This is a genomic window from Flavobacterium sp., assembly GCF_040402955.1.
Taxonomy (GTDB): domain Bacteria; phylum Bacteroidota; class Bacteroidia; order Flavobacteriales; family Flavobacteriaceae; genus Flavobacterium.
Window position 1 is genome coordinate 1 of sequence record NZ_JBBALQ010000002.1, and the last position, 26,793, is coordinate 26,793.

28 protein-coding genes and 1 tRNA gene are annotated in these 26,793 nt (G+C 31.8%); 19 read left to right on the forward strand and 10 right to left on the reverse strand.

Features of this window, described 5'->3' with window-relative positions; genetic code table 11:
• Nucleotides 1–386, forward strand: a 386-nt coding sequence (locus ABWP78_RS01180; protein WP_353168112.1) for a helix-turn-helix domain-containing protein, incomplete at its 5' end; no start/stop codon positions are given.
• 19 nt (nt 387–405) lie between these two features.
• On the opposite strand, the gene accC is transcribed toward ABWP78_RS01180, so the two are convergent.
• From accC to pdxA, 6 genes are all read right to left on the reverse strand, one after another.
• Nucleotides 406–1,758, reverse strand: a complete 1,353-nt coding sequence (gene accC, locus ABWP78_RS01185) for an acetyl-CoA carboxylase biotin carboxylase subunit (protein WP_353168113.1) — start codon at nt 1,756–1,758, stop codon at nt 406–408.
• Nucleotides 1,759–1,858: 100 nt separating this feature from the next.
• Nucleotides 1,859–2,347, reverse strand: coding sequence for an acetyl-CoA carboxylase biotin carboxyl carrier protein (accB, locus tag ABWP78_RS01190; protein WP_353168116.1), 489 nt, complete (start codon nt 2,345–2,347; stop codon nt 1,859–1,861).
• A 32-nt stretch (nt 2,348–2,379) separates the two neighbouring features.
• Complete coding sequence (locus ABWP78_RS01195) at nt 2,380–3,369, reverse strand: beta-ketoacyl-ACP synthase III (RefSeq protein WP_353168118.1); 990 nt, start codon at nt 3,367–3,369, stop codon at nt 2,380–2,382.
• A gap of 240 nt (nt 3,370–3,609) precedes the next feature.
• Nucleotides 3,610–3,804: a 50S ribosomal protein L32 gene (gene rpmF / locus ABWP78_RS01200; RefSeq protein ID WP_166075583.1), complete on the reverse strand. Its 195-nt coding sequence runs from the start codon at nt 3,802–3,804 to the stop codon at nt 3,610–3,612.
• A 6-nt stretch (nt 3,805–3,810) separates the two neighbouring features.
• Nucleotides 3,811–4,350, reverse strand: coding sequence for a YceD family protein (locus ABWP78_RS01205; RefSeq protein WP_353168120.1), 540 nt, complete (start codon nt 4,348–4,350; stop codon nt 3,811–3,813).
• Nucleotides 4,351–4,434: 84 nt separating this feature from the next.
• On the reverse strand, nt 4,435–5,484 hold the full coding sequence (gene pdxA, locus ABWP78_RS01210) for a 4-hydroxythreonine-4-phosphate dehydrogenase PdxA (RefSeq protein ID WP_353168122.1): 1,050 nt from the start codon (nt 5,482–5,484) through the stop codon (nt 4,435–4,437).
• Between the two features lie 46 nt (nt 5,485–5,530).
• Here pdxA and ABWP78_RS01215 point away from each other — a divergent pair, with 46 nt between their 5' ends.
• Nucleotides 5,531–6,121, forward strand: coding sequence for a riboflavin synthase (locus tag ABWP78_RS01215; RefSeq protein ID WP_353168124.1), 591 nt, complete (start codon nt 5,531–5,533; stop codon nt 6,119–6,121).
• Nucleotides 6,122–6,189: 68 nt separating this feature from the next.
• Here ABWP78_RS01215 and ABWP78_RS01220 read toward each other — a convergent pair whose 3' ends face one another.
• The 3 genes from ABWP78_RS01220 to mce form a co-directional block, all read right to left on the reverse strand.
• On the reverse strand, nt 6,190–6,750 hold the full coding sequence (locus tag ABWP78_RS01220) for a hypothetical protein (RefSeq protein ID WP_353168126.1): 561 nt from the start codon (nt 6,748–6,750) through the stop codon (nt 6,190–6,192).
• A 234-nt stretch (nt 6,751–6,984) separates the two neighbouring features.
• Nucleotides 6,985–7,058: transfer RNA gene (locus ABWP78_RS01225), tRNA-Ile, on the reverse strand.
• A 94-nt stretch (nt 7,059–7,152) separates the two neighbouring features.
• The gene (mce, locus tag ABWP78_RS01230) at nt 7,153–7,554 is read right to left on the reverse strand and encodes a methylmalonyl-CoA epimerase (RefSeq protein WP_353168128.1); all 402 of its coding nucleotides are present in this window, start codon (nt 7,552–7,554) and stop codon (nt 7,153–7,155) included.
• Nucleotides 7,555–7,637: 83 nt separating this feature from the next.
• Between mce and rbfA the strand changes: the two genes are divergently transcribed.
• Genes rbfA through ABWP78_RS01245 form a run of 3 tightly spaced genes read left to right on the forward strand, consistent with a single transcriptional unit; the run spans nt 7,638 to nt 9,752 of the window.
• On the forward strand, nt 7,638–8,030 hold the full coding sequence (rbfA, locus tag ABWP78_RS01235) for a 30S ribosome-binding factor RbfA (protein ID WP_353168130.1): 393 nt from the start codon (nt 7,638–7,640) through the stop codon (nt 8,028–8,030).
• A gap of 1 nt (nt 8,031) precedes the next feature.
• Nucleotides 8,032–9,231, forward strand: a complete 1,200-nt coding sequence (locus ABWP78_RS01240; protein ID WP_353168133.1) for an ABC transporter permease — start codon at nt 8,032–8,034, stop codon at nt 9,229–9,231.
• Nucleotides 9,228–9,752 carry a nuclear transport factor 2 family protein gene (locus ABWP78_RS01245; protein ID WP_353168135.1) on the forward strand — a complete coding sequence of 175 codons (525 nt, stop codon included), beginning with the start codon at nt 9,228–9,230 and terminating at the stop codon, nt 9,750–9,752. Before ABWP78_RS01240 ends, ABWP78_RS01245 begins: the two co-directional genes overlap by 4 nt.
• 83 nt (nt 9,753–9,835) lie before the next feature.
• On the opposite strand, the gene ABWP78_RS01250 is transcribed toward ABWP78_RS01245, so the two are convergent.
• Nucleotides 9,836–10,789 carry an NAD-dependent epimerase/dehydratase family protein gene (locus tag ABWP78_RS01250; RefSeq protein ID WP_353168138.1) on the reverse strand — a complete coding sequence of 318 codons (954 nt, stop codon included), beginning with the start codon at nt 10,787–10,789 and terminating at the stop codon, nt 9,836–9,838.
• A 270-nt stretch (nt 10,790–11,059) separates the two neighbouring features.
• Here ABWP78_RS01250 and ABWP78_RS01255 point away from each other — a divergent pair, with 270 nt between their 5' ends.
• From ABWP78_RS01255 to ABWP78_RS01320, 14 genes are all read left to right on the forward strand, one after another.
• Nucleotides 11,060–11,581: a hypothetical protein gene (locus ABWP78_RS01255; protein ID WP_353168140.1), complete on the forward strand. Its 522-nt coding sequence runs from the start codon at nt 11,060–11,062 to the stop codon at nt 11,579–11,581.
• A 59-nt stretch (nt 11,582–11,640) separates the two neighbouring features.
• On the forward strand, nt 11,641–14,994 hold the full coding sequence (mfd, locus tag ABWP78_RS01260; protein ID WP_353168143.1) for a transcription-repair coupling factor: 3,354 nt from the start codon (nt 11,641–11,643) through the stop codon (nt 14,992–14,994).
• Nucleotides 14,995–15,095: 101 nt separating this feature from the next.
• On the forward strand, nt 15,096–17,741 hold the full coding sequence (porW, locus tag ABWP78_RS01265) for a type IX secretion system periplasmic lipoprotein PorW/SprE (protein ID WP_353168146.1): 2,646 nt from the start codon (nt 15,096–15,098) through the stop codon (nt 17,739–17,741).
• 2 nt (nt 17,742–17,743) lie between these two features.
• On the forward strand, nt 17,744–18,088 hold the full coding sequence (locus ABWP78_RS01270; protein ID WP_353168149.1) for a bactofilin family protein: 345 nt from the start codon (nt 17,744–17,746) through the stop codon (nt 18,086–18,088).
• 24 nt (nt 18,089–18,112) lie between these two features.
• Complete coding sequence (locus tag ABWP78_RS01275; protein WP_353168152.1) at nt 18,113–18,337, forward strand: AtpZ/AtpI family protein; 225 nt, start codon at nt 18,113–18,115, stop codon at nt 18,335–18,337.
• Nucleotides 18,327–18,716, forward strand: coding sequence for a hypothetical protein (locus tag ABWP78_RS01280; RefSeq protein ID WP_353168153.1), 390 nt, complete (start codon nt 18,327–18,329; stop codon nt 18,714–18,716). Before ABWP78_RS01275 ends, ABWP78_RS01280 begins: the two co-directional genes overlap by 11 nt.
• Nucleotides 18,717–18,833: 117 nt before the next feature.
• Nucleotides 18,834–19,997, forward strand: coding sequence for a F0F1 ATP synthase subunit A (atpB, locus tag ABWP78_RS01285; RefSeq protein WP_353168155.1), 1,164 nt, complete (start codon nt 18,834–18,836; stop codon nt 19,995–19,997).
• Nucleotides 19,998–20,030: 33 nt separating this feature from the next.
• Entirely contained in the window at nt 20,031–20,228 is a 198-nt protein-coding gene (gene atpE, locus ABWP78_RS01290) for an ATP synthase F0 subunit C (RefSeq protein ID WP_353168157.1), read from the forward strand.
• Between the two features lie 76 nt (nt 20,229–20,304).
• On the forward strand, nt 20,305–20,805 hold the full coding sequence (locus ABWP78_RS01295) for a F0F1 ATP synthase subunit B (RefSeq protein WP_353168160.1): 501 nt from the start codon (nt 20,305–20,307) through the stop codon (nt 20,803–20,805).
• A gap of 9 nt (nt 20,806–20,814) precedes the next feature.
• Nucleotides 20,815–21,342 (forward strand): ATP synthase F1 subunit delta, encoded by a 528-nt coding sequence (atpH, locus tag ABWP78_RS01300; protein ID WP_353168162.1) that lies wholly within the window; start codon nt 20,815–20,817, stop codon nt 21,340–21,342.
• A gap of 25 nt (nt 21,343–21,367) precedes the next feature.
• The gene (gene atpA, locus ABWP78_RS01305) at nt 21,368–22,942 is read left to right on the forward strand and encodes a F0F1 ATP synthase subunit alpha (RefSeq protein WP_353168164.1); all 1,575 of its coding nucleotides are present in this window, start codon (nt 21,368–21,370) and stop codon (nt 22,940–22,942) included.
• A 78-nt stretch (nt 22,943–23,020) separates the two neighbouring features.
• The gene (gene atpG, locus ABWP78_RS01310; protein ID WP_353168166.1) at nt 23,021–23,878 is read left to right on the forward strand and encodes an ATP synthase F1 subunit gamma; all 858 of its coding nucleotides are present in this window, start codon (nt 23,021–23,023) and stop codon (nt 23,876–23,878) included.
• Between the two features lie 144 nt (nt 23,879–24,022).
• Nucleotides 24,023–26,368 carry a S9 family peptidase gene (locus tag ABWP78_RS01315; protein ID WP_353168168.1) on the forward strand — a complete coding sequence of 782 codons (2,346 nt, stop codon included), beginning with the start codon at nt 24,023–24,025 and terminating at the stop codon, nt 26,366–26,368.
• Nucleotides 26,368–26,793: a GNAT family N-acetyltransferase gene (locus ABWP78_RS01320; RefSeq protein WP_353168171.1), complete on the forward strand. Its 426-nt coding sequence runs from the start codon at nt 26,368–26,370 to the stop codon at nt 26,791–26,793. Before ABWP78_RS01315 ends, ABWP78_RS01320 begins: the two co-directional genes overlap by 1 nt.

Genomic DNA, 26,793 nt, shown 5'->3' on the forward strand with positions numbered 1-26,793 from the left:
TAAAATTTATTCTATTTTTACTCAAAATCTTATGTTTTATGTTAATTGGTAATAAATTAAAAGGAATTAGAGTAGAAAAGGGATTTACTACTTTAACGATGGCGGAAAAAACAGGTGTTTCAGAGCCTACTTATAGAAGGTATGAAACAGATAAAAGTTCCCCCGACATTTTAATGCTTGATAAAATAGCAAAGGTTTTAGATAAAAACTTTTTAGAGTTATTACCAAGTGAGTGTTTTCAAAGTAATACGAATCAATTAGGTGGTATTGCAGTATCTCAAAATTTAGGAACTATAAATAATTTATCTGAAAAACTGATTGAGCAATACGAAATTCGCTTAAAAGAAAAAGATGAAATAATAAAAGACTTAAAAAAAATAGGCTAGTCAATGACTAGCCTATTTTTTATTCTTCTTTTTTAGCATCCATTACCCAAGAGTCCATAAAGGCTGTGGTGTAATTTCCAGAAACATAATCTGGATGATCCATTAATTGTCTGTGGAATGGAATGGTGGTTTTTATGCCTTCAATATGAAATTCGTCTAAAGCACGTTTCATTTTGTTTATGGCTTCTTGTCTGGTTTGCGCTGTTGTAATTAACTTTGCAATCATCGAATCATAATTTGGTGGAATCGTATAACCTGCGTAAACATGTGTGTCTAAACGAACACCGTGTCCGCCTGGCGAATGTAATACTGTAATTTTCCCTGGAGAAGGGCGGAAGTCGTTATACGGATCTTCTGCGTTAATTCTACATTCGATAGCGTGTAATTGTGGAAAATAGTTTTTACCAGAAATTGGAATTCCGGCAGCTACCATAATTTGTTCTCTGATTAAATCGTAATCTACAACTTGTTCTGTAATTGGGTGTTCTACTTGAATACGGGTATTCATTTCCATAAAGTAGAAATTTCTATGTTTGTCCACTAAGAATTCTACTGTTCCAGCACCTTCGTATTTTATATATTCTGCTGCTTTTACAGCTGCAGTTCCCATAGCTTCACGTAATTCATCTGTCATAAATGGAGAAGGAGTTTCTTCCGTTAATTTTTGATGACGACGTTGAACTGAACAATCTCTTTCAGATAAGTGACACGCTTTACCGTATGAGTCACCAACAACCTGAATTTCAATATGTCTTGGTTCTTCAATTAATTTTTCTAGATACATGCCATCATTTCCAAAAGCTGCGGCAGATTCTTGTCTTGCACCTTCCCAAGCTTTTAATAAATCTTCTTGTTTCCATACGGCACGCATTCCTTTTCCACCACCACCAGCAGTTGCTTTTAGCATGACTGGGTAGCCAAATTCACCAGCTAATTTTTCAGCTTGTTCGTAAGATTCTAAAATACCAACTGAACCGGGTACACAAGGCACGCCAGCTTCAATCATTGTTGATTTAGCAGAAGCTTTATCGCCCATTCTGTCAATCATTTCAGGCGAAGCACCAATAAATTTGATATTGTGTTCTTGGCAAATTTTCGAAAATTTTGCATTTTCAGAAAGGAAACCATAACCCGGATGAATGGCATCAGCATTAGTAATTTCAGCTGCAGCGATAATATTAGACATTTTCAAGTAAGATAAATTACTTGGCGGCGGTCCTATGCAAACGGCTTCGTCAGCAAATTTAACATGTAAACTTTCGGCATCAGCGGTAGAATAAACAGCAACTGTTTTAATTCCCATTTCTCTACAAGTACGAATAACGCGTAGAGCAATTTCACCTCTATTGGCAATTAATATTTTTTTAAACATATCTTTTTTTTAAAAATTCAACAAACAAATTCCAAATTCCAATACCTAAAAATAAACTTTTTTTGGAATTTGGAATTTAAAATATTGGAATTTAAAATAACTATGATGGATCAACTAAAAATAAAGGTTGGTCAAATTCAACTGGTGAAGAATCGTCAACTAATATTTTTACAATTTTACCTGAAATTTCAGATTCAATTTCGTTGAATAATTTCATGGCTTCAACTACACATACCACATCACCTTTGCTAATAGTACTTCCCACTTCAACAAACATTGGTTTGTCTGGAGAAGGTTTTCTGTATAACGTACCAATCATTGGTGACTTAATAGTAATGTATTTAGAATTATCTTCCACAGCAGTTGCTACTGGTGCTACAGCAGCAGGAGCAATTGCAGCAGGAGCTACCGGAGCAGCTTGGTGTATAGCTTGTTGTGCGGGTGCTTGTTGCACATAAGTGATATCATGAGAATTACCTTCTAATGTAGTTCTAATTGTAATTTTCACATCGCCCGTTTCTAATTTTACTTCTGCTACTCCAGAATTAGATACAAATTTGATTAGGTTTTGAATTTCTTTTAAATCCATAATTAAGTTGTTTTAGTTATAGTTTGTTATTCTTAATACGCCCATTTTAAATAGATAGATCCCCATGTGAATCCACCTCCAAATGCGGCAAAAATTAAATTATCTCCTTTTTTAAATTTATCTTCAAAATCTGCTAAAACCAAAGGCAATGTAGCAGAAGTAGTATTTCCATATCGGTGAATATTGACTAAAACTTTAGATTCATCCACGTTCATTCTGCTGGCAGTGGCGTCAATAATTCTTTTATTTGCTTGATGTGCAATTAACCAATTCACATCATCGTGCGATAAGTTATTGCGTTGCATGATTTTTTCACTTACATCTGCCATTCCTGAAACAGCGTGTTTGAATACGGTTTTTCCATCTTGAAATACAAAATGTTGTTTGTTTTTAATGGTTTCTTCAGATGGAGGTAAAATAGAACCACCGGCATCAATTTTCAGAAACTCTCTTCCAATTCCGTCCGATTTTAAAATTTCGTCTTGCACTCCTAATCCTTCATAATTAGGTTCAAACAAGGCAGCACCGGCGCCATCACCAAAAATAATGCAAGTAGCACGGTCGGTGTAATCAATTATGGACGACATTTTATCGGCACCTATAAGTAACACTTTTTTATATTTTCCAGATTGAATGTAGGCTGAAGCAGTTGACATACCAAAAAGAAAACTTGAACAAGCGGCTTGCAAGTCGTATGCAAATGCATTTGTGGCTCCAATTTGTGAGGCTACATATACTCCAGTTGCCGCTACAGGCAAATCGGGTGTGGTAGTTGCCATGATAACCAAGTCAATTTCTTTTGGGTCTAATTTTGCTTTTTCTAAGAGGTTTTGAGCAGCTTTAATAGCAAGGTAAGAGGTTCCTTCGCCATCTAATTTTAAAAGCCTTCTCTCTTTTATTCCGGTTCTTGATGTAATCCATTCATCATTGGTATCAACCAAAGTTTCTAGAACCTGATTTGATAATACATATTCTGGTACATACGAGCCAATTGCAGTAATTGCGGCAGTAATTTTATTCATATGTTTTTAATGTTATTTTTTTTGGTAACATATGTATCGCTATTTTTTTGTGATTTTCTTTCGAAGCACGCAATGTTTATAGCGATTTCATAAATAAATAATTTTCTTTGCAACTTTGTGTGCATAAAGAGGCGAAAATTACGAATTATTTCGGAATTTTCTAAAAATACGATTAGATAATTTTCAGTAAAATAAAAAAACCCTCACGCAAGTGAGAGTTTCTCAATAATTTTAATGGAATTATAACATTGCTTCAGTCTTGTCAATAACAACTTGACCTCTATAATACATTTTACCTTCATGCCAGTATGCTCTGTGGTATAAGTGAGCTTCACCAGTTACTACGCAAGTTGCAATTTGTTGTGCAGATGCTTTGTAGTGTGTTCTTCTTTTGTCTCTTCTAGTCGATGACTGTCTACGTTTAGGATGTGCCATTTTATTCTATTTTTTATCCGTTAATAGTTTTTTTAAACCTTCCCATCTTGGGTCTATTTCTTTAATCTCTTGTGCTTTTGTTTCTTTTGGAGAAAATTTTTCTAAATTTTGTAATGCTTCTGATTGTAATGTCCCATCTTTTATTCCGGTGTGTATTCTTTTTGTTGGAACTGATAAAACCATCATTTCATAACAATATTGCGCCACGTTTACTTGAAATTCATCATGAGGCAAAATGATAAATTCATCATTGTCGTCATTAAATTCATCACCAAATCTAACTATAAGTTTCATTTTTCCTTTAATAGGTAAATCAAAATCTTCGTTTGTTAAATCACAAGGAACATTTATAATTCCTTTGTGCGAAAAATTAAGCTCAAGCATGTTGCTTTTTTTCTCTAATACTACATTCATTTTGATGTTGGAATCGTTAAATTCGTCATAGCCAAAATGAGTAAAGAACGTATTGTTTACTTGAAATTCAAACTGGTGTTTACCCAGTTTTAATCCTGAAAATGGGATTAAAAATTCTTTTAATATATCCATAACATCAGTTTTTCCCTTTTTATAAGGGTGTGCAAAGATACAAAAATATTGGAATTACAATAATTTTCTTTGCTTTTTTTTAAATTAAACTTTACTTGTTCCTTTTTTTAAAGGGTTGTTGGTTAATTCAACATATTCCATTCTATTTTTATATATGTCTATAGCGCTGTAAACGGCTTCTCTAAAAGAGCTTTCGTTGGCTATATTTTTTCCTGCAATATCAAATCCTGTTCCGTGATCTGGCGAAGTTCTTACTTTGTTTAAACCCGCAGTAAAATTCACACCTTCACCAAAAGAAAGGGTTTTGAAAGGAATTAATCCTTGGTCGTGATACATCGCAACTACCGCATCATAATTTTTATATTGATTGGAACCAAAAAAACTATCTGCTGAAAACGGTCCAAAAACTTGAATACCACTTTTAAAAATTTTCTCTAAACTTGGTTTCACAATCTCATCATCTTCTTTGCCAATTACACCATTGTCACCGCTATGAGGATTTAGTCCTAACACCGCAATTTTAGGTTTGTTTATTTTAAAATCAGCAATTAAACTTTGATGTATGGTGTTAATTTTTTTCTCAATTAATTTTGAATTGATATGTTTTGACAATTCCGCAATGGGAATATGGTCGGTAATTAATCCTACTTTTATGTCCTCATGAACCATAAACATTAAGGCTTCCCCTTCTAATTGTTCGTTTAGATAATCGGTATGTCCTGCAAATCTATAATCATCTGCTTGAATGTTGTATTTATTTATAGGTGCCGTGACTAAAACATCAATTTGGTTGTTTTTTAAAGCAGCAGTTGCCGCTTGAAAAGATTTTATGGCGTATTTACCAATTTCTTCATCCAATTTGCCGTTTTCTAAATTAGCCCCTTCACGCCAAACATTTAAAACATTTATTTTTCCTAAAACAATTTGATCTAGATGGTCAATTCCTTGTATAAATGCGGTTAAATTGTAAGCTCTTTTTAAAAACGAAACAATTTTAGCATTAGCAAAAATAACAGGTGTGCAGATGTCTAACATTCGTGTGTCTTCGAATGTTTTTAACACTACTTCTGGTCCAATTCCGTTCATGTCTCCAATAGAAACACCAACAATTATATTTTCCGAATGTTTTACCATTTTTATTTCTTAATTTTGATGCAAATTTATAAAAATAAACTGTCATATGTTTACAGGAATCATAGAATCTATCGGAATAATTTCAGATATCAAAAAAGATCAGGGAAATGTACACTTAACAATTCAAACAAATATTACAAATGAGTTAAAAATTGACCAAAGTGTGGCACATAATGGTGTTTGTTTAACCGTTGTTGAAATTTTTGACAACAAACACGTAGTTACAGCCATTCAAGAAACGATTGATAAAACTACTTTAGGGGAATGGCAAATTGGGGACAAAGTAAATATTGAAAGAGCCATGAAATTAGGCGATAGATTGGACGGACATATCGTACAAGGCCACGTAGACCAAACCGCAGTTTGTACAAGTATTCAAGAAAAAAGTGGTAGTTGGGAGTTTACATTTGAATACGACACGGCTTTAAACAATATTACTATCGAAAAAGGCTCAATAACAGTCAATGGAACGAGTTTAACAGTTGTAAATTCAGCTAAAAACAGTTTCAGCGTGGCTATTATTCCATATACATATGAACATACTGTTTTCCATACTTTTGAAATTGGCACAAAAGTAAATTTGGAATTTGATGTGGTAGGAAAGTATATTGCTAGGATGTATGAACTGAGAAATTAGTTAATTATAATAATAAAAAAAAATCGGAACAATTGTTCCGATTTTTTTGGTTAGGGGCAAACTTTTACCTATTTTTTCTTCGATTTTGCTTTTGATTTTTTCTTTTTAGCCGTAGCTTTTTTCTTAGCCGCTTTCGCTTTTAATTTCATTTTAGCTTTTTCTTTCTTCGCTTTTTCTTTTTTCTTTTTCTTCGCTTTCTTTTCTTTTTCTTTCTGTTTTGCTTTAGCTACCGCTTGTTTTTCTTTTTGCTTTGCTTTTTCTTTCTTTTCTTTTTCTGTGATTTTTTTACTCATCTTTTTAAGTTTTTTAATGTTATTTTTTTCTAATTTTTTTGTTTCATGATTTGCAGGAGTAATTTCCACTACAATACCACTAGCACTTTTCTCTGCAATTACTACTGTTTTACTTTCTGTAGGAGCAATAATTTTTTCAACTGGTTTCACTTCAATTGGTTTTCTCACTCTTGCAGTTCTAGTTGTTATATCAGGTTTTGTTACAACTTCTTTTTTTACAACCGGTTTTCTTGTAGCTGTTCTTCTAACTGGAGTAGCTGTTTTTGGTGGCGTCACACTACTAGTTACTGCTTTTTCTGCTTGACTTGTTTCCTCAATTTGTTTTTTTTCTTCCATTTTTATTTATTGTTTGTTGTTCCAATGTTAAGTAAATGTTATGCAAAGGTAAATTAAATATTAAATATCCAATGTTAAGTTTTTAGTTTTGGCGAAAACTTAACATTGGAAATGAATGATTTAAAATGAAATATCACAAAATTTTAAATACTAGTGATATAAAAAATGAAGGAAAGTAGTTATGAAAATGAATAAAAAAAGCCTCCACATTACTGTGAAGGCTTTATTATTTTGTGGTCCCACCTGGGCTCGAACCAGGGACCACCTGATTATGAGTCAGGTGCTCTAACCAACTGAGCTATAGGACCGCTGTTGGAGGTGCAATATTACTACTATTTTTATTTGCAAGCAAATCTTTTTTTAATCGATTCTAAAATGTTGGGTAATGTTCTTGAAATTAATCTATTTTATTTCTTGACAAAGTTCAATTAACACGCCGTTTGTGGTTTTCGGATGCAAAAAAGCCACTAATTTATTATCAGCTCCTTTTTTTGGTGTTTCATTTAAAACGGTAAAACCTTCCAACTTTAGTCGTTCTATTTCTGCATAAATATCTTCTACATCAAAAGCAATATGATGAATGCCTTCGCCTTTTTTCTCTAAAAATTTAGCAATAGGGCTGTCTTCATTTGTGGCTTCTAACAATTCAATTTTATTAGGACCGCACATAAAAAATGAGGTTTTTACACCTTCGCTTACTACTTCTTCTGTTTTGTAGGCGGCTTGTCCGAAAAGTTTTGAAAACAATTCATTTGAATTTTCTAAATCAAGAACCGCTATGCCAATATGTTCTATTTTTCTCATTTTTTCAGGAATTAATATGCAAAAATAAACATTCATAAACGTATTTCTGCTTATTTTGTATGTAAAAATTGTATTTTTGCCCCATGGAAACAAATAGACAAAAAAAAATCGGGGCATTATTGCAAACTGATTTAGTAGATATTTTACAAGGTGAGATTAGAAAAAATTCAATTTCTAATTTAATAATTTCTGTTTCAAAGGTAAATGTTACTTCAGATTTATCTATCGCAAAGGTGTATTTAAGCGTTTTCCCTTCCGAAAAAGGTCCAGAATTATTGGCTGCTATAAAAAGTAACGCGCCTTTAATTAAACACGATTTATCGCAACGTGTAAAATTGCAATTAAGACGTGTGCCGAATTTAATTTTCTTTATTGATGATAGTTTGGACTATATTGAAAAAATTGACAATGCACTTTCAAGAAAAGAAAACCCAATTGAAAACCCAGATTTACTAGAAAAAAGAAAAAGATCATAATTTGAATTTTCCGTTCTACATAGCCAAAAGATACACCTTTAGTTTATCTAAAACTACCGCCATAAATGTAATTACGTTTATTGCTTCTTTTGGAATTATTGTTGGCGCAATGGCACTTTTTGTAGTGCTATCTGTTTTTAGCGGGTTGCGCGATTTCAGTTTAAGTTTTTCCAATGCCACAGATCCCGATTTACGTATTGAAACGCTTGCGGGCAAATCTTTCTTCATTTCTGAAAAACAAGAATCTCAGTTACAGTCTTCAAAAGAATTTACTAAATACACTAAAATTGTAGAAGAACGCGCCTTGTTTTATTATAAAAATAAAGAACACGTAGCTTATTTAAAAGGTGTAGACGCCAATTTTTGTAAGGTAAACAAACTAAATACGTTTTTATATGCGGGAGATTGGTTGGAATCCAATACCAATCAGGTAGTGGTAGGTTCTGGTATTTCCAGAAAATTAGCTTTAGGACTTTTCGATTTTAATAATGTTTTAGAAGTATACATTCCAAAACCAGGTTCGGGATTAATTGAAAACCCTGAGGAAACGTTTAATAAATCGCCTTTACTTACTTCTGGGATATTTCAAGTTAGCGAAGATGTTGATGAAAAATATGTGTACTCTACCATTGAATTATCGCAAGCCTTACTGAATTACAAACCCAATCAACTGACGTATATCGATTTTAAACTTGCACCAAATGTAACGGAATCAGATGCAATAGAAACCATTAATAAAATATTTCCAAATCAAGTAAAAATAAAAAACAGAGCCCAATTGAATGACGCGTTGTATAAAATGCTTAATACCGAAAACATCGTGGTGTATTTAATTTTTACTTTAGTAATTATCATTGCGTTATTCAATTTAATTGGTGCGATTATTATGATGATTATCGAAAAGAAAAACAATTTAAAAACCTTATATAATTTAGGTACAGAAATTAAATACTTAAAAAACATTTTCTTGTTTCAAGGAAATATCATTTCTATTTTCGGAGGAATTATTGGATTGATTTTAGGTATAGTTGTCATCTTAATTCAACAACAATTTGAATTAATTATGATAAATTCAACGTTAGCATATCCTGTACTTTTCGAAATAAAAAATGTTATACTTGTATTAGTTACCATTACAGTTTTAGGGTTTATTGCTTCAAAAATTGCCAGTAGTACCGTCACCAAAAAATTATTAGAATGAGAAAAATTATAGTGGTTATAATCGGATTGGTTTTAATCGGATGTAAATCGAAACAAGCCGCACAAGAAGATTTAAAATTATCAAGGTTTGAAATTGATTTTATGTTAAATTCTTGGCACCAAGCAGCAGCTGAAGCTAATTTCAACAACTATTTTAATGCGATGACTGATGATGCGATTTTTATAGGAACAGACGCAACTGAGAATTGGAACAAATCAGCATTTATAAAATTCGCCAAACCCTTTTTCGATAAAGGCAAAGCTTGGAATTTTTCTGCTTTAGAACGAAATATTTATTTTTCTTCGGATAAAAAAACAGCTTGGTTTGATGAATTGCTAAACACTCAAATGAAAATTTGTCGTGGAAGTGGTGTTTTATTTTTGGATGAAAAAGGAAATTGGAAAATCAAACAGTACGTGTTATCAATGACTATTCCAAATGACCATACAGATGAAGTCGTAAAAATAAAATCGCTTATTGAAGACAAGGAAATTGAAAAACTAAAAAACCAAACTAAATAATGACTTGTCAATCTGAACTCGTTTCAGATTCTACTTAATTTTTTTAGAATCTGAAACAAGTTCAGATTGACAAAAAAAGTGTTCTATTTGTAAATGGTTACTTTCAAATTCTTAAACATATCAACGGTCATATTTTCTATGTTAAAATCGTTTTTCCAACCCCAATCTTTTCTTGCTGCACTATCATCAATACTTGCTGGCCAACTATCAGCAATTTTCTGACGGAAATCGGGCTCATATGCAATAGTAAAATCTGGATAATGTTTTGTGATTTCTGCTGCCAATTCTTTCGGAGTAAAACTCATTCCAGATAAATTGTACGAAGAACGAATTTTAATATCTTCTGCATCGGCTTGCATAATGCTAATTGTCGCTTTTATCGCATCGTCCATATACATCATCGGTAAAGCAGAATTTTCAGATAAAAAACTCGTAAATTTTCCATCCGAAATCGCTTTGTGATAAATATCCACAGCGTAATCTGTAGTTCCGCCACCGGCTTCCGTACTCCAGCTAATTAGTCCAGGATAACGAATGCTTCGAATATCCACACCATATTGTTTATGATAATATTCTGCCCAGCGTTCGCCTGTTTGTTTTGAAATTCCATATACGGTACTAGGCTCCATAATGGTATATTGTGGCGTGTTTTCTCTTGGAGTTGTAGGTCCGAAAACGGCAATACTTGACGGCCAAAATATTTTTTTTATTTTTCCTGCTTTGGCTAAATTTAAAACGTGAAACAACGAATTCATATTCAAATCCCAAGCAAAAGCGGGATTTTTTTCGGCAGTTGCAGATAATAAGGCAGCCATTAAATACACATCAGTAATGTGGTATTTTTCAATTAATTGTTCAATCTGATTGTAATCTAAGGCATTTATAACTTCAAAAATTCCGTTATTTACTACGTCATTTTCTAATTTTCTAATATCGGAAGCAATTACGTTTTCTACACCATAAGTAGCACGTAATTTAGAAGTAAGTTCGGTGCCTATTTGACCACAAGCGCCAATGATTAATATTTTGGTTTGCATAGTTAGTAGTTTTGTCTTACAAATATAAAATATTGGCAATAATAACCCGTTATTTTGTCAGTTTTTTTCGAATTTCGTAAAAACCACCTATTCAGATTATTAATTATTTATTTCACGTAATTTTAAAAAAAATCGTATAAACATTTGTAAATTTGCGACTCATAATTGTAAAAAATGAATTTTTTAAAACTTCTTATAGTATCCGTTTTTAGCAGTCTTTTGTTTTTTTCTTGTAAACAAAATGACGAGCAAGTACTACTTGTCGAAAAAATGGAGAAAAAAAATCGAGAATCTTTTGAACAAATTAATAAAGCTTGGCAGTTGAATATTCCTATAACCAGCACAGAAGTACGAGGCGTTTTAAATCAATGGCAAGATTGGAAAAATTTTGAAGAAGAACTTCAACAAAAACCAAAATCATCTATTAGTGCTTTTAAGCAAAAGGTTTTAAATTTAGTTGCTAAATCTTCAACTTTACATGAAAATGTTCCTCTAAGTTTTAATATCCCTCAAGTGCGAAGCAGAATTGTAGCGTTACAAACTAAAATATTAGCTCTTGATACTTATTTTTCTTTAGATGTTGTGCCACACGAAAAAGTGCAAAATTTAATTGCAGCCATTAATAAAGAATTGAATGCTTTTTATATGCAGTGCGAAGAAATTGTTATTAAAAACCGAATCCCAACTGAAATTGGCGAGCCAAAAATCATAAGTATTAGCGATACTACCCGAAATGCAAAAGCAATAAATTTTGACGATTTAGAACAAAAAGAAATTTCAAAAAAGAAGTAATTTTAGGTTTAAGGTAAAGAGTCAAAGGAATACTATTTTTTATAAAAATATATTATAAATTGAGTAAATCAGCAATCATTCAAAAATATCAGCAACATCCAAAAATCGGACAAATTGCTGAATTTTTTGCGTCCAGAAAAAAAATAAACGCTACCGGTTTGGTAGGTTCTTCGCTTTCATTTGTGATTGATGCGTTGTTTAAAAAATCGGAACTTCCTTTTTTATTATTGTTTAATGATAAGGAAGAAGCGGCGTATTATTTGAATGATTTAGAAGCGTTAATTAACAACCAAGACGTGTTGTTTTATCCTGGTTCTTATCGACGTCCTTACCAAATTGAAGAAACTGATAACGCGAACGTTTTATTACGTGCTGAGGTATTAAACAGAATTAATTCTCGAAAAAAACCTGCCATTATTGTTTCGTATACAGATGCCATTTTTGAAAAAGTAGTAATGCGAAAAGAATTAGATAAAAACACCTTAAAACTGAGTGTTAACGATAAATTATCTATTGATTTTATTAACGAAACACTTTTTGAATATCATTTTAAACGTGTCGATTTTGTTTCGGAACCTGGTGAATTTTCTGTTCGAGGTGGAATTATAGATGTGTTTTCTTTTTCTAATGATGTGCCGTACCGAATCGAGTTTTTTGGTGACGAAATTGACAGCATTCGAACCTTTGACATTGAAACGCAATTGTCAAAAGAAAAAGTTACTAAAATTGCTATTATTCCCAATGTTGAAAATAAAATATTACAAGAAAATCGTGAAAATTTCTTAGATTATATTTCAGAAAAAACCGTTATTGTCCTTCAAAATACCGATTTATTAGGTGGGAAATTAGACCGATTATTCGAAAAAGCAAAAGAAGCCTATTCGAAACTAACACTAACGATTCATCACGCCAAACCGGAAGAATTATTTGTAAATCAGGAAACATTTTTAAAACGGGCCTTAGATTTTTCGATAATCGAATTAGATAAAAACCCAGTTTTTAAATCTGAAAAAACAGTCGAATTTTATACGCAACCGCAGCCATCATTTAATAAACAATTCGATTTGTTGATGAATAATTTAAACGATAATTTCCATAACGGAATTAAAAATTATTTATTTTCATCGAATGAAAATCAAGCCAAAAGATTCAAAGAAATTTTTAAAGATATTGATGAAGATGCGGCTATTGATGTGAAAGATAAATATGAAAACATTGTTTTTCCGTTATTTTCTGGCTTTATCGATTCGGAGTTGCAAATTGCTTGTTACACCGACCATCAAATTTTTGAAAGGTATCATAAATTCTCCATCAAAAACAATGCGTCTAAAAAACAAACGGTAACTTTAAAAGAGCTAACAGCTTTATCCATTGGCGATTATGTAACCCATATCGATCACGGAATTGGAAAATTTGGAGGCTTACAAAAAATTGAAGTAGAAGGTAAAACTCAAGAAGCTATTAAATTAGTGTATGCCGATAATGATATTGTGTACGTAAGTATTCATTCGCTTCATAAAATTTCAAAATATTCAGGAAAAGAGGGTGCAGCACCAAAAATATATAAATTAGGAAGTGGCGTTTGGAAAGCATTAAAACAAAAAACAAAAGCACGAGTTAAACACATTGCGTTTAATTTAATTCAGTTGTATGCCAAACGTCGTTTGGATAAAGGATATGCTTTCGGACCCGACTCATATATGCAAAAAGAATTAGAAAGTTCTTTTATTTATGAAGATACGCCCGACCAAATTACTGCCACACACGATGTAAAAATGGACATGGAAAACGATCGTCCAATGGATAGATTGGTTTGTGGTGATGTGGGCTTTGGAAAAACAGAAGTCGCTATTCGTGCGGCATTTAAAGCTGTAGATAACGGAAAACAAGTCGCTATTTTGGTTCCAACAACTATTTTGGCGTATCAACATTACCGAACATTTACAGATAGATTAAAAGATATGCCTGTATCCGTTAGCTATTTGAACCGATTTAGAACTGCCAAGCAAAAAGCGGAAACGTTAAAAGGTTTGGAAGAAGGAAAAATAGATATTGTAATTGGAACGCATCAATTGGTAAATAAAAATGTAAAATTCCGCGATTTAGGCTTACTTATTGTAGATGAAGAACAAAAATTTGGTGTCAATGTAAAAGATAAATTAAAAACCATTGCCGCGAATATTGATACCCTTACTTTAACGGCCACACCCATACCAAGAACGCTACAATTTTCATTAATGGCTGCTCGCGATTTATCAGTAATTACTACACCGCCGCCAAATCGATATCCAATTGAAACGAATGTAATTCGTTTTAATGAAGAAACCATTCGTGATGCTATTTCTTATGAAATTGAACGTGGTGGACAAGTATTTTTCATCAATAATCGTATCGAAAACATTAAGGAAGTTGCTGGAATGATTCAGCGATTGGTTCCCAATGCAAAAGTAGGAATCGGACACGGTCAACTGGATGGGAAAAAACTGGAAGAATTAATGCTTGCCTTTATAGAAGGTGAATTTGATGTTTTAGTGGCTACAACTATTATTGAAAGTGGTTTAGACGTACCAAACGCAAACACGATTTTTATTAATAATGCCAATAATTTTGGGCTTTCAGATTTGCATCAAATGCGAGGCAGAGTAGGGCGTAGCAATAAAAAAGCATTTTGTTATTTTATTACACCACCCGAATCTGTTATGACGGATGATGCCAGAAAACGAATTAATGCTTTAGTTCAGTTTTCAGAATTAGGTAGCGGTTTTAATATTGCGATGAAAGATTTAGAAATTCGTGGTGCCGGCGATTTGTTAGGTGGCGAACAAAGTGGTTTTATTAATGAAATTGGTTTTGATACGTATCAAAAAATTATGAATGAAGCCATTGACGAGCTAAAAGAAAATGAATTTGCCAATTTATACGAAGAAGAAAACGATATTGAAACCAAAGAATTTGTAAAAGAATTTCAAATTGATACTGATTTTGAATTGCTGTTTCCAGACGAATACATCAATAATATTTCGGAGCGATTGAGTTTGTATAATGAATTAGGTTCTGTGAAAAATATTGCAGAATTAGAAGCGTACGAAAAACGTTTAATAGACCGATTTGGTGCTTTGCCTAAAGAAGCGGTTTCTTTATTAAATAGCGTTCGAATCAAATGGAAAGCCAAACAAATTGGATTAGAACGTTTAATTTTGAAACAAAATAAAATGGTTGGATATTTTATTGGCGATCAGCAATCTAATTTTTACCAAAGTAATCGTTTTATGAATGTGATGAAATTTGCTCAACAAAACGGAAATTTATGTAAAGTAAAAGAAAAAGAAACCAAAAACGGATTACGACTTTTAATCACTTTTGAAAACGTAAAAAGCATTCATAAAGCTTTAGAATTAATTGAAATGATATAATCTTAAAAAAGTAATGTTTAACTTTCAAAAAAAAAACTTATTTTTACACGTTTGCATACTAAATAACCAAAATTAAAGTTATTTATAAAAATCACAATACATTGAAAAAGATACAATTAAAATATTTACTTACATTTGGTAGCATTGCCATTCTTTTGGCTTGTTCTACCAAAAAAGACAATTATATAAACAGAAAGTGGCATTCCACAAATACAAAATATAATGTTTTGTACAATGGTGATCTGGCAATGCAAAAAGGAATTACAGATGTAAAAGCAACATATTCTGATGATTTTTGGGACTTACTTCCGTTAGAACGTATGCAAATAATGCCTACAGAACAAAAAGAAGAGGCAGTAACCAAAAATGCAAATTTTGAACGTGCCGAAACTAAGGCTACTAAAGCCATTCAAATTCATTCAATGAATATTGGTGGATACGAAAAAAACAATCAAATTGACGAATCGTACTTGATGTTGGGTAAATCTAGGTATTACGAAAACCGCTATTTGCCTGCTATGGAAGCCTTTAATTATATTTTATATAAGTATCCAACAAGTAATAATGTGTACCAAGCACAAGTGTGGCGCGAAAAAGTCAATTTAAAGTTGGAAAACGAACAATTAGCCATAAAAAACCTAAATAGAACGCTAAAAGGACAAAAAGTTACAGGTCAGGATTTGGCCGATATTCATTCCGTTTTAACCCAAGCGTATATTAAAAAAAATGTTTTAGATAGTGCATTAGTATCGGTAAAAATATCCAAAAAAGAAACCAAATTAAAAGAAGAAAAAGCGCGATATACATTTATTTTAGGACAATTATATGAAAAAATGCAATATTCAGATAGTGCTTATGTGGCGTTTCAAGAAGTAATTGATATGAAACGTAAATCGCCACGTAGTTACACAATTTATTCGCATTTAAAACAAGCAAATCAGTTTGATTTCGCAAAAGGCGACACGGTAGCTTTTCATAAAAATCTTGACAAATTACTTGAGAATATCGAAAATAAAAATTTTAGAGATGTAATACATCATCAAAGAGCCGTTTTTTATGATAAAAAAGGGAAAGACAAATTGGCCATTTTAAACTATAATAAATCTATAAAAAATAGTTTGTCGGATAAATATTTAGCTTCTTTAAATTATAGAAATATCTCGGAAATATATTACAGAAAACAAAATTTTCATTTCGTAAAAAAATATTTAGATTCTACTTTGGTTCATTTAACAGAAAAAAATAAAGAATTTAAACCAACAAAAAAGAAATTAGAAACAATAACAGATGTTGTAAAATATCAATACATTATTAGTTATTCAGATAGTATTATTAGAGTATCAAAAATATCCTCTTCTGAAAAAATTAAATTTTATCAAAAACATATTGAAAAATTAAAAATATCAGATTCTATTGCCGCCAAAAAAGCAGCAGATATTGTAGCACTATTCAAACAAAATCAAAAAGCGGATATGTTTTCTGGAGACAATTTTAGTGATAACCTAAACCCAAAGGATAAAAATTCAGCCGGCGGAATTTCGATGGCTAAAAATCCCGTTTTAGAACAATCTCTAACAAACCAACCTGTAAGTTCATCGGGTATGCAAAGCAATTTTTATTTTTATAATGCTGTAACGGTTGCACAAGGTAAAATTAATTTCAAGAAAAAATGGGGCGATATTAAATATGGCGACAATTGGAAAACGATAGCAGTTTCAAATCAAAACCAAACAGATAATGCATCTGATGAGGAAACAGAAGAAGAAACATTAGATAAAACCGACGAAGCTGGTCTTGAACCAAAATATAAAACCTCTTTTTATATTGATCAACTTCCAAAAGACGCCAAAGCACTTGAAAGTTTAAATATTGAAGCAAATTACGCACGTTTTCAATTGGGTTCTATTTTTAAAGAAAAACTTAAAGAAAATAAGTTAGCCATAACTTCTTTTGAAGCTATTTTGGTAAATGAACCAGAAAGTAAATTGATTTTACCTACGTATTATAATTTATACCAATTATATAGTGCTGATAAAAATGAAAAAGCACTGGTTTATAAACAAAAAATAGTATCAGAATATCCAGAAAGCAGATATGCTTCAGCTTTTAATAACACTGCAATAAATGCCGACATTACAGCGGATTCCGAATTTAATATGTTGTATACGAAAGTAGAAAAAGGATTATTCAGAGAAGCCAATTTAGAAATTGATGCGTTGCTAAAAAAATACGATGGTGACGAATTAAACGCTAAATTCGATGTTTTGAAAGCAAAAATTACGGCAAGATTATTCGGGCTTTCGGCTTATAAAGAGGCGTTGCAAAATATTGTAAATAATTACCCAAAAGCCGCTGAAACTAAGAAAATAGAGTCAATGCTGAATTCAGATATTCTGGCTCTTGAATCATTAAAATTTGGCGCTACACCTAAAACATTTAATTTAGTTTTTATCACCAATTATCCTAACGAGACTTTACATAAAAATTTAATTGAAAAATTAAATAAATATGCTAAAGAATCCGGAGACAGCAAAGTAAAAGTGTCAAACGATATTTACAATCTAGACAAAAATATGATTGTTTTACATGGCATAATAAATAAAGCAACTGCGGAATCGGTGGCTAATTATCTTAAAGAGCACAAAGATTATAAAATTAAAGACACGCCATTTATCATCTCAAATGAAGATTACAAAGTGGTTCAAGTAAAGAAAAACGTAGAAGAATATTTAGCTAAAATCAAATAAGTATGCCAAAATCAGACTACGATTTATTAGGAAAAACAAATCGAATTGTAGAACAAACTTCTATTACTGGGAATATAATTTGTACTGCCGATTTACGCTTGGACGGCGAATTAATTGGCGATATTACTTGCAAAGGAAAAATTGTTTTAGGACCGAAAAGTAAAGTGCAAGGCAATATTACTTGTAAAAACATTGATATCGAAGGCAAATTCAACGGTAAGTTAGTAGTGGAAGAATTGCTAGGAATTAAAAAATCAGCCAAAATTTCTGGAGAAGTAACCGTGGGAAAATTAGCCATAGAACCAGGCGCAATTTTTGAAGCTAGTTGCGAGATGACATCTAAGTAATTTTTTTATAAAATTCAACCAAAAATGACACAAAATAACAAGTTAAAACCCTTAAATAAATGGCTTCAATTAATAAGTATTCCCGCACAAATGGGAATAGTTATTTTTTTGTTTGCTTATTTAGGTCAATATTTAGATGAAAAATACCAATCAGAAAATTATGTAAAAATTTTTACAATTGTAGGAGTTTTTTTAGCCATGTATAATGTAATTCGTCAAGTCAATCAACTGAATAAAAATGAAAAATAACCTCTTGTTTTTTACACGAATTTTCTTTTTTTCTTTTTCGTTATATGCTATCAATCGCTTGGTTTTTTTATTGCCTGGTTTGAAGCAAGCAGAAGAAAAATTTCATTTCCCAATTTTCCATTTATTTTTACTGTTTTTTGTGTTTTTGAATTTAATATTATTCCTTGTAAAAAAAGTGTCTGAAAAAAGCTTTGACAATACGGGGATGGTTTTTATGATAGCCACTTTTGTGAAAACGGGTACAATTTATTTCATAATCAAACCCATTTTAAACATACCAAATAATCAAATTGAAAAAACAAATTGTCTAATTGTTTTTATGGGTTTTTTAGTAATTGAAACGATTATAACAATAGGTATTTTGAATAAAAAACAATAAACCAATTTAATTTCGAATAGTTTGGTGAAAAAAGTAATTTTCTAGTATTGTAATTTAAAGAAAAAAATATACCTTTGCAAAAATTTTTAGTACACTATTTATCAGAATATATATTTTATGTTGATTTCAAGAATAACAATTCACTTATTTATAGCCACAATTTTTGCGGTTTTTCCAGTAGTTTCTTTTGCTAATGCAGTTACAACTAATGTTGCAAAATCGGCACATACAGAAGTTGTAAATCATAGGGAAGTTGCAACTAAAGAAATTGTTTCGGAAGAAACCCAAGCGCAAGAAGAAAGAGCAGAATTCATTCAACATCACTTACTAGATTCTCATGATTTTCATTTGTTTTCTTATGGAAAAGCAACAGGTCATGAATCACACATTGGTTTTCCTTTACCAGTACTTTTATGGGAAGACGGATTGCATTTTTTTATGTCATCACAATTTCACCATGGTGAAGCCGTTGCAGAATCAAATGGTAAATATTTTAAAATAAATCACCACGATGGGATGATTTACAATACGGATGCAAATGGAACTTTCAATGTTGACGAAAAACACCACACTATAAATACAAAACCTATCGATTTTTCTGTCACAAAAAGTATTGTAATGATTTTAATTGTTGCTTTATTGATGTTTATGGTTTTTAGAAACCTCGGAAAATCGTACAGTAAAAATGGCGGAATTGCCACTGGTGTTGGAAGATTTTTCGAGCCTTTAGTTATTTACATCAGAGATGAAATAGCAATTCCTAATATTGGAGAAAAGCATTATAAAAAATACATGAGTCATTTATTGACTATTTTCTTTTTTATCTGGTTTTTAAATATGTTTGGTTTAACCCCGCTTGGAATTAACGTTACCGGAAATATCGCAATTACTGCCTCATTAGCAATAATTACTTATTTCATTACAACGTTTACTGCTAATGGTAATTATTGGGGTCACATTTTCTGGATGCCAGGAGTGCCCGTTCTAATGAAAATTATTTTAGCACCAATCGAGTTTTTAGGGACAATCATTAAGCCATTTTCATTAATGATTCGTTTATATGCAAATATGTTGGCAGGACACGTGGTATTAATGAGTATCATTGCGTTAATGTATACTTTTAGTAGTCCAATCGGAAGTCCATTATCATTTGTATTAGCTTTCGTATTATCAATATTAGAAGTTTTAGTAGCTTTATTACAAGCTTATATTTTTACTATGCTAACGGCACTATATTTTGGAGCCGCAAAAGAAGAGCATCATCACGATGAAGCTCATTAATAAATTGAATGTTTAATTAAATATATATACATTATGGAAGGAACTCTTAACCTTGTAGGAGCTGGATTAGTAGTTATTGGTGCTGGTATAGGTATCGGTAGAATTGGTGGTTCAGCAATGGATGCTATTGCTCGTCAACCAGAAGCGACTGGAAAAATTCAAACCGCTATGCTTATTGCAGCAGCATTAATTGAAGGAATTGGTTTTGCGGCGTTATTCGCAGTAAAATAATTAAAGCTAACAATTGTTGTAACGGTTGGTTACAACAATTGTTTACATTGAAAATTAAAATTAAATACTATATATAATGGAAGAATTATTCGGTCAATTTTCATTTGGTTTATTTATTTTGCAAACGGTTTTATTCATTGGATTAATCCTTTTACTTAAAAAGTTTGCATGGAAGCCTATTTTAGATGCAGTAAACGAACGTGAAGAAGGTATTAAAGATGCTTTATTATCTGCTGAAAATGCAAAAAAAGAAATGATGGCTTTAAAATCAGATAATCAAAAATTATTAGATCAAGCCCGAGCTGAAAGAGATGTTATGATTAAAGAAGCTACAGCTATCAAAGAAAAAATGATTGCTGATGCAAAATCTGAAGCACAATCTCAAGGCGCAAAAATGATTGAACAAGCGAAAGCTACAATCGAAAGCGAAAAAAATAATGCAGTTGCTGAAATCAAAAATCAAGTGTCCTCATTGTCTTTAGAAATCGCTGAAAAATTATTAAAAGAAGAATTATCTAACAAAGACTCTCAAACTAAATTGGTTGAGAAAATGTTAGCTGATGTTAAATTAAACTAATCCAAAGTTATGTCAAGAGCTGCGATTAGATACGCAAAAGCAATTATAGATATCGCTACAGAAAGCAATAACGCTTCAGCTGTAAATAACGATATGAAAACTATTGGCGCTGCAATTAAAGAAAACGGAGAGTTAAGTGAATTTTTATCAAATCCTATAGTTAATGGTACGGTAAAAATGAATGCATTAACTGAAATATTTCCATCTTTACAAGCAGAAACCAAAGGTTTGTTTCAATTGTTAGTAGCAAATAAAAGATTTGAAATTTTGTCTGCAATTACTTCACAATTCAATACATTATTTGATATTGCAAGTGGTATTGAACAAGCAGTTGTTACTACAGCTGTTCCGTTAACTGCTGATTTAGAAGTATTAGTTAAAAATAAGTTGAAAGAATTTTCATCAAACACGATTTCTATTACCAACGTAGTAGATCCTTCAATTATTGGAGGTTTTGTGTTAAGAATTGGAGATAAACAATACAACGCATCTGTGGCAAACAAATTACAACAGTTAAAAAGAGAATTTACATATTAAATAAATACCATTAAATACATATAAAATGGCAGAAATAAAACCAGCTGAAATTTCAGCAATATTAAAGAAACAATTATCAGATTTTCAATCTGGCGCTACGTTAGAAGAAGTAGGTACTGTACTACAAGTTGGTGATGGTATTGCTCGTGTATATGGTTTATCAAATGCGCAGTACGGTGAGTTAGTACAATTCGACAACGGATTAGAAGCTATCGTATTGAACTTAGAAGAAGACAATGTTGGTGTGGTTTTATTAGGACCATCAACTGGAATTAAAGAAGGTTCTAACGTAAAAAGAACTAACAGAATTGCGTCTTTAAAAGTTGGTGAACAAATGGTTGGCCGTGTGGTGGATACATTAGGAAACCCAATTGATGGTAAAGGACCAATAGGTGGCGAATTATACGAAATGCCTTTAGAGCGTAAAGCACCTGGAGTTATTTTCCGTCAACCGGTAACTGAACCATTACAAACTGGTATCAAAGCTATCGATGCTATGATTCCTGTTGGACGTGGACAACGTGAATTAGTTATTGGTGACCGTCAAACTGGTAAATCTTCAGTTTGTTTAGATACCATTTTAAATCAAAAAGAATTTTACGATGCTGGTCAACCAGTATTCTGTATATATGTTGCAATCGGACAAAAAGCGTCTACTGTTGCATCAATCGCAAAAACATTAGAAGAAAAAGGCGCAATGGCTTATACAGTTATTGTTGCTGCAAATGCTTCTGACCCAGCGCCAATGCAAGTATATGCTCCTATGGCAGGTGCTGCAATTGGTGAGTACTTCCGTGATTCAGGCCGTCCTGCTTTAATTATCTATGATGATTTATCTAAGCAAGCCGTTGCTTACCGTGAAGTATCTTTATTATTAAGAAGACCTCCAGGACGTGAAGCGTATCCAGGAGACGTTTTCTACTTACACTCTCGTTTATTAGAAAGAGCATGTAAAGTAATTAACGATGACGAAATTGCTAAAAACATGAATGATTTACCAGATTCTTTAAAAGGAATTGTAAAAGGTGGTGGTTCATTAACAGCGTTACCAATTATTGAAACACAAGCGGGTGACGTTTCTGCATATATCCCAACAAATGTAATTTCGATTACGGATGGACAAATTTTCTTAGATGGAGATTTATTCAACTCTGGGGTTCGTCCTGCAATTAACGTAGGTATTTCCGTATCTCGTGTTGGAGGTAATGCACAAATTAAATCAATGAAAAAAGTAGCTGGAACTTTAAAATTAGACCAAGCACAATTCCGTGAATTAGAAGCTTTCGCGAAATTTGGATCTGACTTAGACGCAGTTACTTTAAATGTAATTGAAAAAGGTAAACGTAACGTAGAAATCTTAAAACAAGGTTTAAATAGTCCGTTTGCTGTTGAAAACCAAGTAGCAATTATTTATGCTGGAACAAAAAACTTATTAAGAAATGTTCCTGTAAATAAAGTAAAAGAATTTGAAAAAGATTATATTCAATTCCTAACTTTAAAACACAAAGACGTTTTAGATGCATTAAAAGCTGGTAAATTTGATGATAACATCACAAATGTATTAGAAGCTGCTGCAAAAGAAATTTCTGCAAAATACTAATTAATTTTCAATTAGCCAATGTGCCCATTATTCAATTAATTGGCACATTGATAATTGTCAAATTGACACATTAATAAAATGGCAAACTTAAAAGAAATACGTAATAGAATTGTATCTGTATCGTCAACGATGCAAATCACTTCTGCTATGAAAATGGTTTCGGCTGCTAAATTAAAAAAAGCACAAGATGCTATTACAGCAATGCGACCTTATTCTCAAAAATTAACCGAGTTAATTCAAAGTTTAAGTGCTTCTTTAGAAGGTGATGTTGCGGCTAATTATACGACTCAAAGAGAAGTTAAAAAGGTATTAGTTGTAGCTATTACTTCTAACAGAGGTTTGTGTGGTGCACTTAACAATAATGTCATTAAGCAAGTTAGAATTTTATCTGATACATACGGACACGATAATGTTGGTGTTTTTGCTATTGGAAAAAAAGCTAATGATGGCTTACATAAATCAAATTATGTTGTAGCTAACAGAAGTGATCTTTTTGATGATTTAACTTTTGATAATACTGCAGAAATCGCACAATCATTAACGCATTTGTTTTTAGATGGTGAATATGATAAAATTGAATTAGTGTACAATCAGTTTGTAAATGCAGCTACTCAATATGTTGTAAACGAACAATTTTTGCCATTAGCACCAATTAAAGGTGCTGCTGCTATTTCATCTGACTATATTTTTGAGCCATCAAAAGAAGAAATTGTATTAGAATTAATACCAAAATCGTTAAAAACACAATTGTACAAAGCGGTTAGAGATTCATTCGCTGCAGAGCACGGCGCACGTATGACGGCAATGCACAAAGCAACAGATAATGCAACTGATTTAAGAAATCAATTGAAATTAACATATAACAAAGCACGTCAGGCTGCAATTACAGGAGAAATCTTAGAAATTGTTGGTGGTGCAGAAGCATTAAATAATTAATTTTATTTACTGTTTTATAACTTCTTAAAGTCCCAATTTATTGGGGCTTTTTTTATTTGCAGAATTGCTAAATAAAATATAAAATCCTTTTAATCAGTTTAATCCGTAGTGAAAAAATTATATATTTGTATAAACCGATTTGATATGAAAAACATTTTTACAGCGTTACTTTTACTATTAAGTTCTCTTGTAATTTCACAAAATCTTCAATTAGAAGAAATTATGAAAGGGAACGAATTTATTGGTCATCAACCTTCAAATCAACGTTGGTCTGCAGATGGGAAAACTATTTATTTTGAATGGAATCCAAACAATGAAATCGGTGATAAAACCTATTACTGGCAAAAAGGTTTTTCTCAACCAAAATTAGTACCAAAAGAAGCCTTTAATTTTTCGAATATTAAATATCAAGTGCAAGAAAAATTTGAGGTTGTATATTACGCAAATCAAGGAACACTATTTTCATATCATAAAAAAACGAAAGAAAACAAGATAATTTATCAAACAACTTCAAATATCAATGCTGTACAAAGAAGTAGTACACCTGATGTAATTTATTTTCAACAAAATAAAAATCTGTATCAATTAAATGTAAAGAATTTTCAATTACTGCAACTTACAAATTTTAAATCTGGGACAGATTCTTCCGATTCCAACAAAGATAATTTTCTAAACTTACAACAAAAGGAATTGTTTCAATTTGTAAACGAGGAAAAAGCCAAATCGGAATGGATTAAATCCCAATCTGAAGAGAAAAAACTAAAGTTTCCTTCCGAAATTTTTTATGGTGCGAACGCTTTAGAGTCAATTAAAATCAATCCAAGTGGAAAATTCGTTACCTATACTATTTCGGAATATCCAACTACAAAAGACACAAAAGTTGAAAATTTTATAACTTCTGATGGGTATACAAAAAGCAAAACGGCACGTGAAAAAGTGTCTATAAATAACAATAGCAAACATAAAATGTATGTGTATCATATAGAGAAAGATACCTTGATGCCAATTTCTTTTTCAAATTTAACAGGGATAAAAACCTTTCCAAAATATTATCAAGAATACAATAATTTAAAAAATTTAGAACCAGTTGAAAAAGCAATAACGATGCAAGCGCCAATATACAATGCATTGGGAAACTTAGCTGTTTTTGAAGCCAGAAGTATAGATAATAAAGACCGTTGGATTCTTCAATTAAATTTAGAAACGGCAACCATTTCGGAAATAGAGTACCAACATGATGAAGCTTGGATTGGCGGACCTGGAATTCCAGGCTATAATTTTAGCAACGGAACGTTAGGGTTTTTAGCCGACAACAAAACCATTTATTTTCAATCTGAAGCAACAGGTTTTTCTCATTTGTATACGTACAATTTGGAAACAAAAAAGAAAATACAACTTACACAAGGTAAATGGGAAGTTCGCGATGTAGTTTTATCAAAATTGTCTAATTCCTTTTATATTACAAGCACTGAAACGCATCCAGGAAATCGTTCTTTCTATAAGTTAGATATTTCGTCTGGTAAAAAAACACCTATTCTTATTGGTGATGGCGCTTATGAAGTGGAATTATCACCGGATGAAACTCAATTGGCAATACGATATTCATTTAGCAACAAACCCTGGGAAATATATCTTGCGGAGAACAAATCCAATCCAATATTAAAACAAATTACATTTTCAACTTCGGATGCTTTCAAAAAATATAATTGGAAAAAGCCGGAAGTTATTTCTTTTAAAGCAACTGATGGAACGGATGTTTTCGCCAGAGTTTATAATCCAAAAGTAGAAAACAAAAATAAAGCGGCTGTTATATTTGTTCACGGGGCAGGATATTTACAAAATGCGCATAAGTATTGGAGCACCTATCACAGAGAATATATGTTTCATAATCTTTTATCTGATTTAGGCTACACCGTTTTAGATATAGATTATCGTGCAAGTGATGGTTACGGACGCGATTTCAGAACTGGAATTTACCGTCATATGGGTGGTTTAGATTTGTCGGATCAATTAGATGGAAAAAAATATTTAGTAGAAAAATTAGGCATTGATGCTAATAAAGTTGGAATCTACGGAGGTTCTTATGGTGGATTTATAACGCTAATGGGTTTATTAACAAAACCTGGCGAATTTAAAGCTGGCGCAGCATTACGTTCGGTTACAGATTGGGCACATTATAATCAAGGATACACAGCTAATATTTTAAATTTTCCTGAAACGGATCCAGAAGCGTTCAAAAAAAGTTCGCCAATTTATTTTGCGGATAATTTACAAGACAAGTTGTTAATGCTTCATGGAATGGTAGATGACAACGTACAATTTCAAGATATTGTTAGAATGACGCAACGTTTTATTGAACTTGGCAAAAAAGATTGGGATTTAGCCGTTTTTCCAGTAGAAGCGCACGGATTTCAGAAAACCTATTCTTGGGTAGATGAATATCGAAGAATTTTGGACTTATTTAATGAAAACTTAGTAGATAAAAAGTAATGGAAATTCGTATTTTAAGTAAAAAAGCCGAAATGTTAGCCCATTTGGATATCGTAAAACAATTATATCCTGATTTTACCGTTGAAAAATATGGTACGCTTTTAGATGAAATGCTTAAAGCCAACTACCAACAAGTTATTGTTACAAAAAACAATAAAACAATAGCGTTAACCGGTGTTTGGATTGGAACAAAATTATGGTCAGGAAAATACATTGAAATTGATAGTTTTGTAGTAGATGAAGATTTTAGAGGTCAAAAAATAGGTGACATTTTAATTGAAGAAGTCCATAAAATAGCTGAAAAAGTAGGTGCAAATCAGATTGTTTTAGATGCGTTTACTACCAATTTTACCGCTGGAAAATTTTATATCAATCACGGATTTCAGCCAAAAGGGTTTCATTTTGTTAAAATATTAAATCAATAA

What these genes read in the sequence shown, in the direction of transcription:
- accC (WP_353168113.1), bottom strand. Translation starts at nt 1,758, where the DNA reads ATGTTTAAAAAAATATTAATTGCCAATAGAGGTGAAATTGCTCTACGC.
- accB (WP_353168116.1), bottom strand. Translation starts at nt 2,347, where the DNA reads ATGGATTTAAAAGAAATTCAAAACCTAATCAAATTTGTATCTAATTCT.
- ABWP78_RS01195 (WP_353168118.1), bottom strand. Translation starts at nt 3,369, where the DNA reads ATGAATAAAATTACTGCCGCAATTACTGCAATTGGCTCGTATGTACCA.
- rpmF (WP_166075583.1), bottom strand. Translation starts at nt 3,804, where the DNA reads ATGGCACATCCTAAACGTAGACAGTCATCGACTAGAAGAGACAAAAGA.
- ABWP78_RS01205 (WP_353168120.1), bottom strand. Translation starts at nt 4,350, where the DNA reads ATGGATATATTAAAAGAATTTTTAATCCCATTTTCAGGATTAAAACTG.
- pdxA (WP_353168122.1), bottom strand. Translation starts at nt 5,484, where the DNA reads ATGGTAAAACATTCGGAAAATATAATTGTTGGTGTTTCTATTGGAGAC.
- ABWP78_RS01215 (WP_353168124.1), top strand. Translation starts at nt 5,531, where the DNA reads ATGTTTACAGGAATCATAGAATCTATCGGAATAATTTCAGATATCAAA.
- ABWP78_RS01220 (WP_353168126.1), bottom strand. Translation starts at nt 6,750, where the DNA reads ATGGAAGAAAAAAAACAAATTGAGGAAACAAGTCAAGCAGAAAAAGCA.
- mce (WP_353168128.1), bottom strand. Translation starts at nt 7,554, where the DNA reads ATGAGAAAAATAGAACATATTGGCATAGCGGTTCTTGATTTAGAAAAT.
- rbfA (WP_353168130.1), top strand. Translation starts at nt 7,638, where the DNA reads ATGGAAACAAATAGACAAAAAAAAATCGGGGCATTATTGCAAACTGAT.
- ABWP78_RS01245 (WP_353168135.1), top strand. Translation starts at nt 9,228, where the DNA reads ATGAGAAAAATTATAGTGGTTATAATCGGATTGGTTTTAATCGGATGT.
- ABWP78_RS01250 (WP_353168138.1), bottom strand. Translation starts at nt 10,789, where the DNA reads ATGCAAACCAAAATATTAATCATTGGCGCTTGTGGTCAAATAGGCACC.
- ABWP78_RS01255 (WP_353168140.1), top strand. Translation starts at nt 11,060, where the DNA reads ATGGAGAAAAAAAATCGAGAATCTTTTGAACAAATTAATAAAGCTTGG.
- ABWP78_RS01270 (WP_353168149.1), top strand. Translation starts at nt 17,744, where the DNA reads ATGCCAAAATCAGACTACGATTTATTAGGAAAAACAAATCGAATTGTA.
- ABWP78_RS01275 (WP_353168152.1), top strand. Translation starts at nt 18,113, where the DNA reads ATGACACAAAATAACAAGTTAAAACCCTTAAATAAATGGCTTCAATTA.
- ABWP78_RS01280 (WP_353168153.1), top strand. Translation starts at nt 18,327, where the DNA reads ATGAAAAATAACCTCTTGTTTTTTACACGAATTTTCTTTTTTTCTTTT.
- atpB (WP_353168155.1), top strand. Translation starts at nt 18,834, where the DNA reads ATGTTGATTTCAAGAATAACAATTCACTTATTTATAGCCACAATTTTT.
- atpE (WP_353168157.1), top strand. Translation starts at nt 20,031, where the DNA reads ATGGAAGGAACTCTTAACCTTGTAGGAGCTGGATTAGTAGTTATTGGT.
- ABWP78_RS01295 (WP_353168160.1), top strand. Translation starts at nt 20,305, where the DNA reads ATGGAAGAATTATTCGGTCAATTTTCATTTGGTTTATTTATTTTGCAA.
- atpH (WP_353168162.1), top strand. Translation starts at nt 20,815, where the DNA reads ATGTCAAGAGCTGCGATTAGATACGCAAAAGCAATTATAGATATCGCT.
- atpA (WP_353168164.1), top strand. Translation starts at nt 21,368, where the DNA reads ATGGCAGAAATAAAACCAGCTGAAATTTCAGCAATATTAAAGAAACAA.
- atpG (WP_353168166.1), top strand. Translation starts at nt 23,021, where the DNA reads ATGGCAAACTTAAAAGAAATACGTAATAGAATTGTATCTGTATCGTCA.
- ABWP78_RS01315 (WP_353168168.1), top strand. Translation starts at nt 24,023, where the DNA reads ATGAAAAACATTTTTACAGCGTTACTTTTACTATTAAGTTCTCTTGTA.
- ABWP78_RS01320 (WP_353168171.1), top strand. Translation starts at nt 26,368, where the DNA reads ATGGAAATTCGTATTTTAAGTAAAAAAGCCGAAATGTTAGCCCATTTG.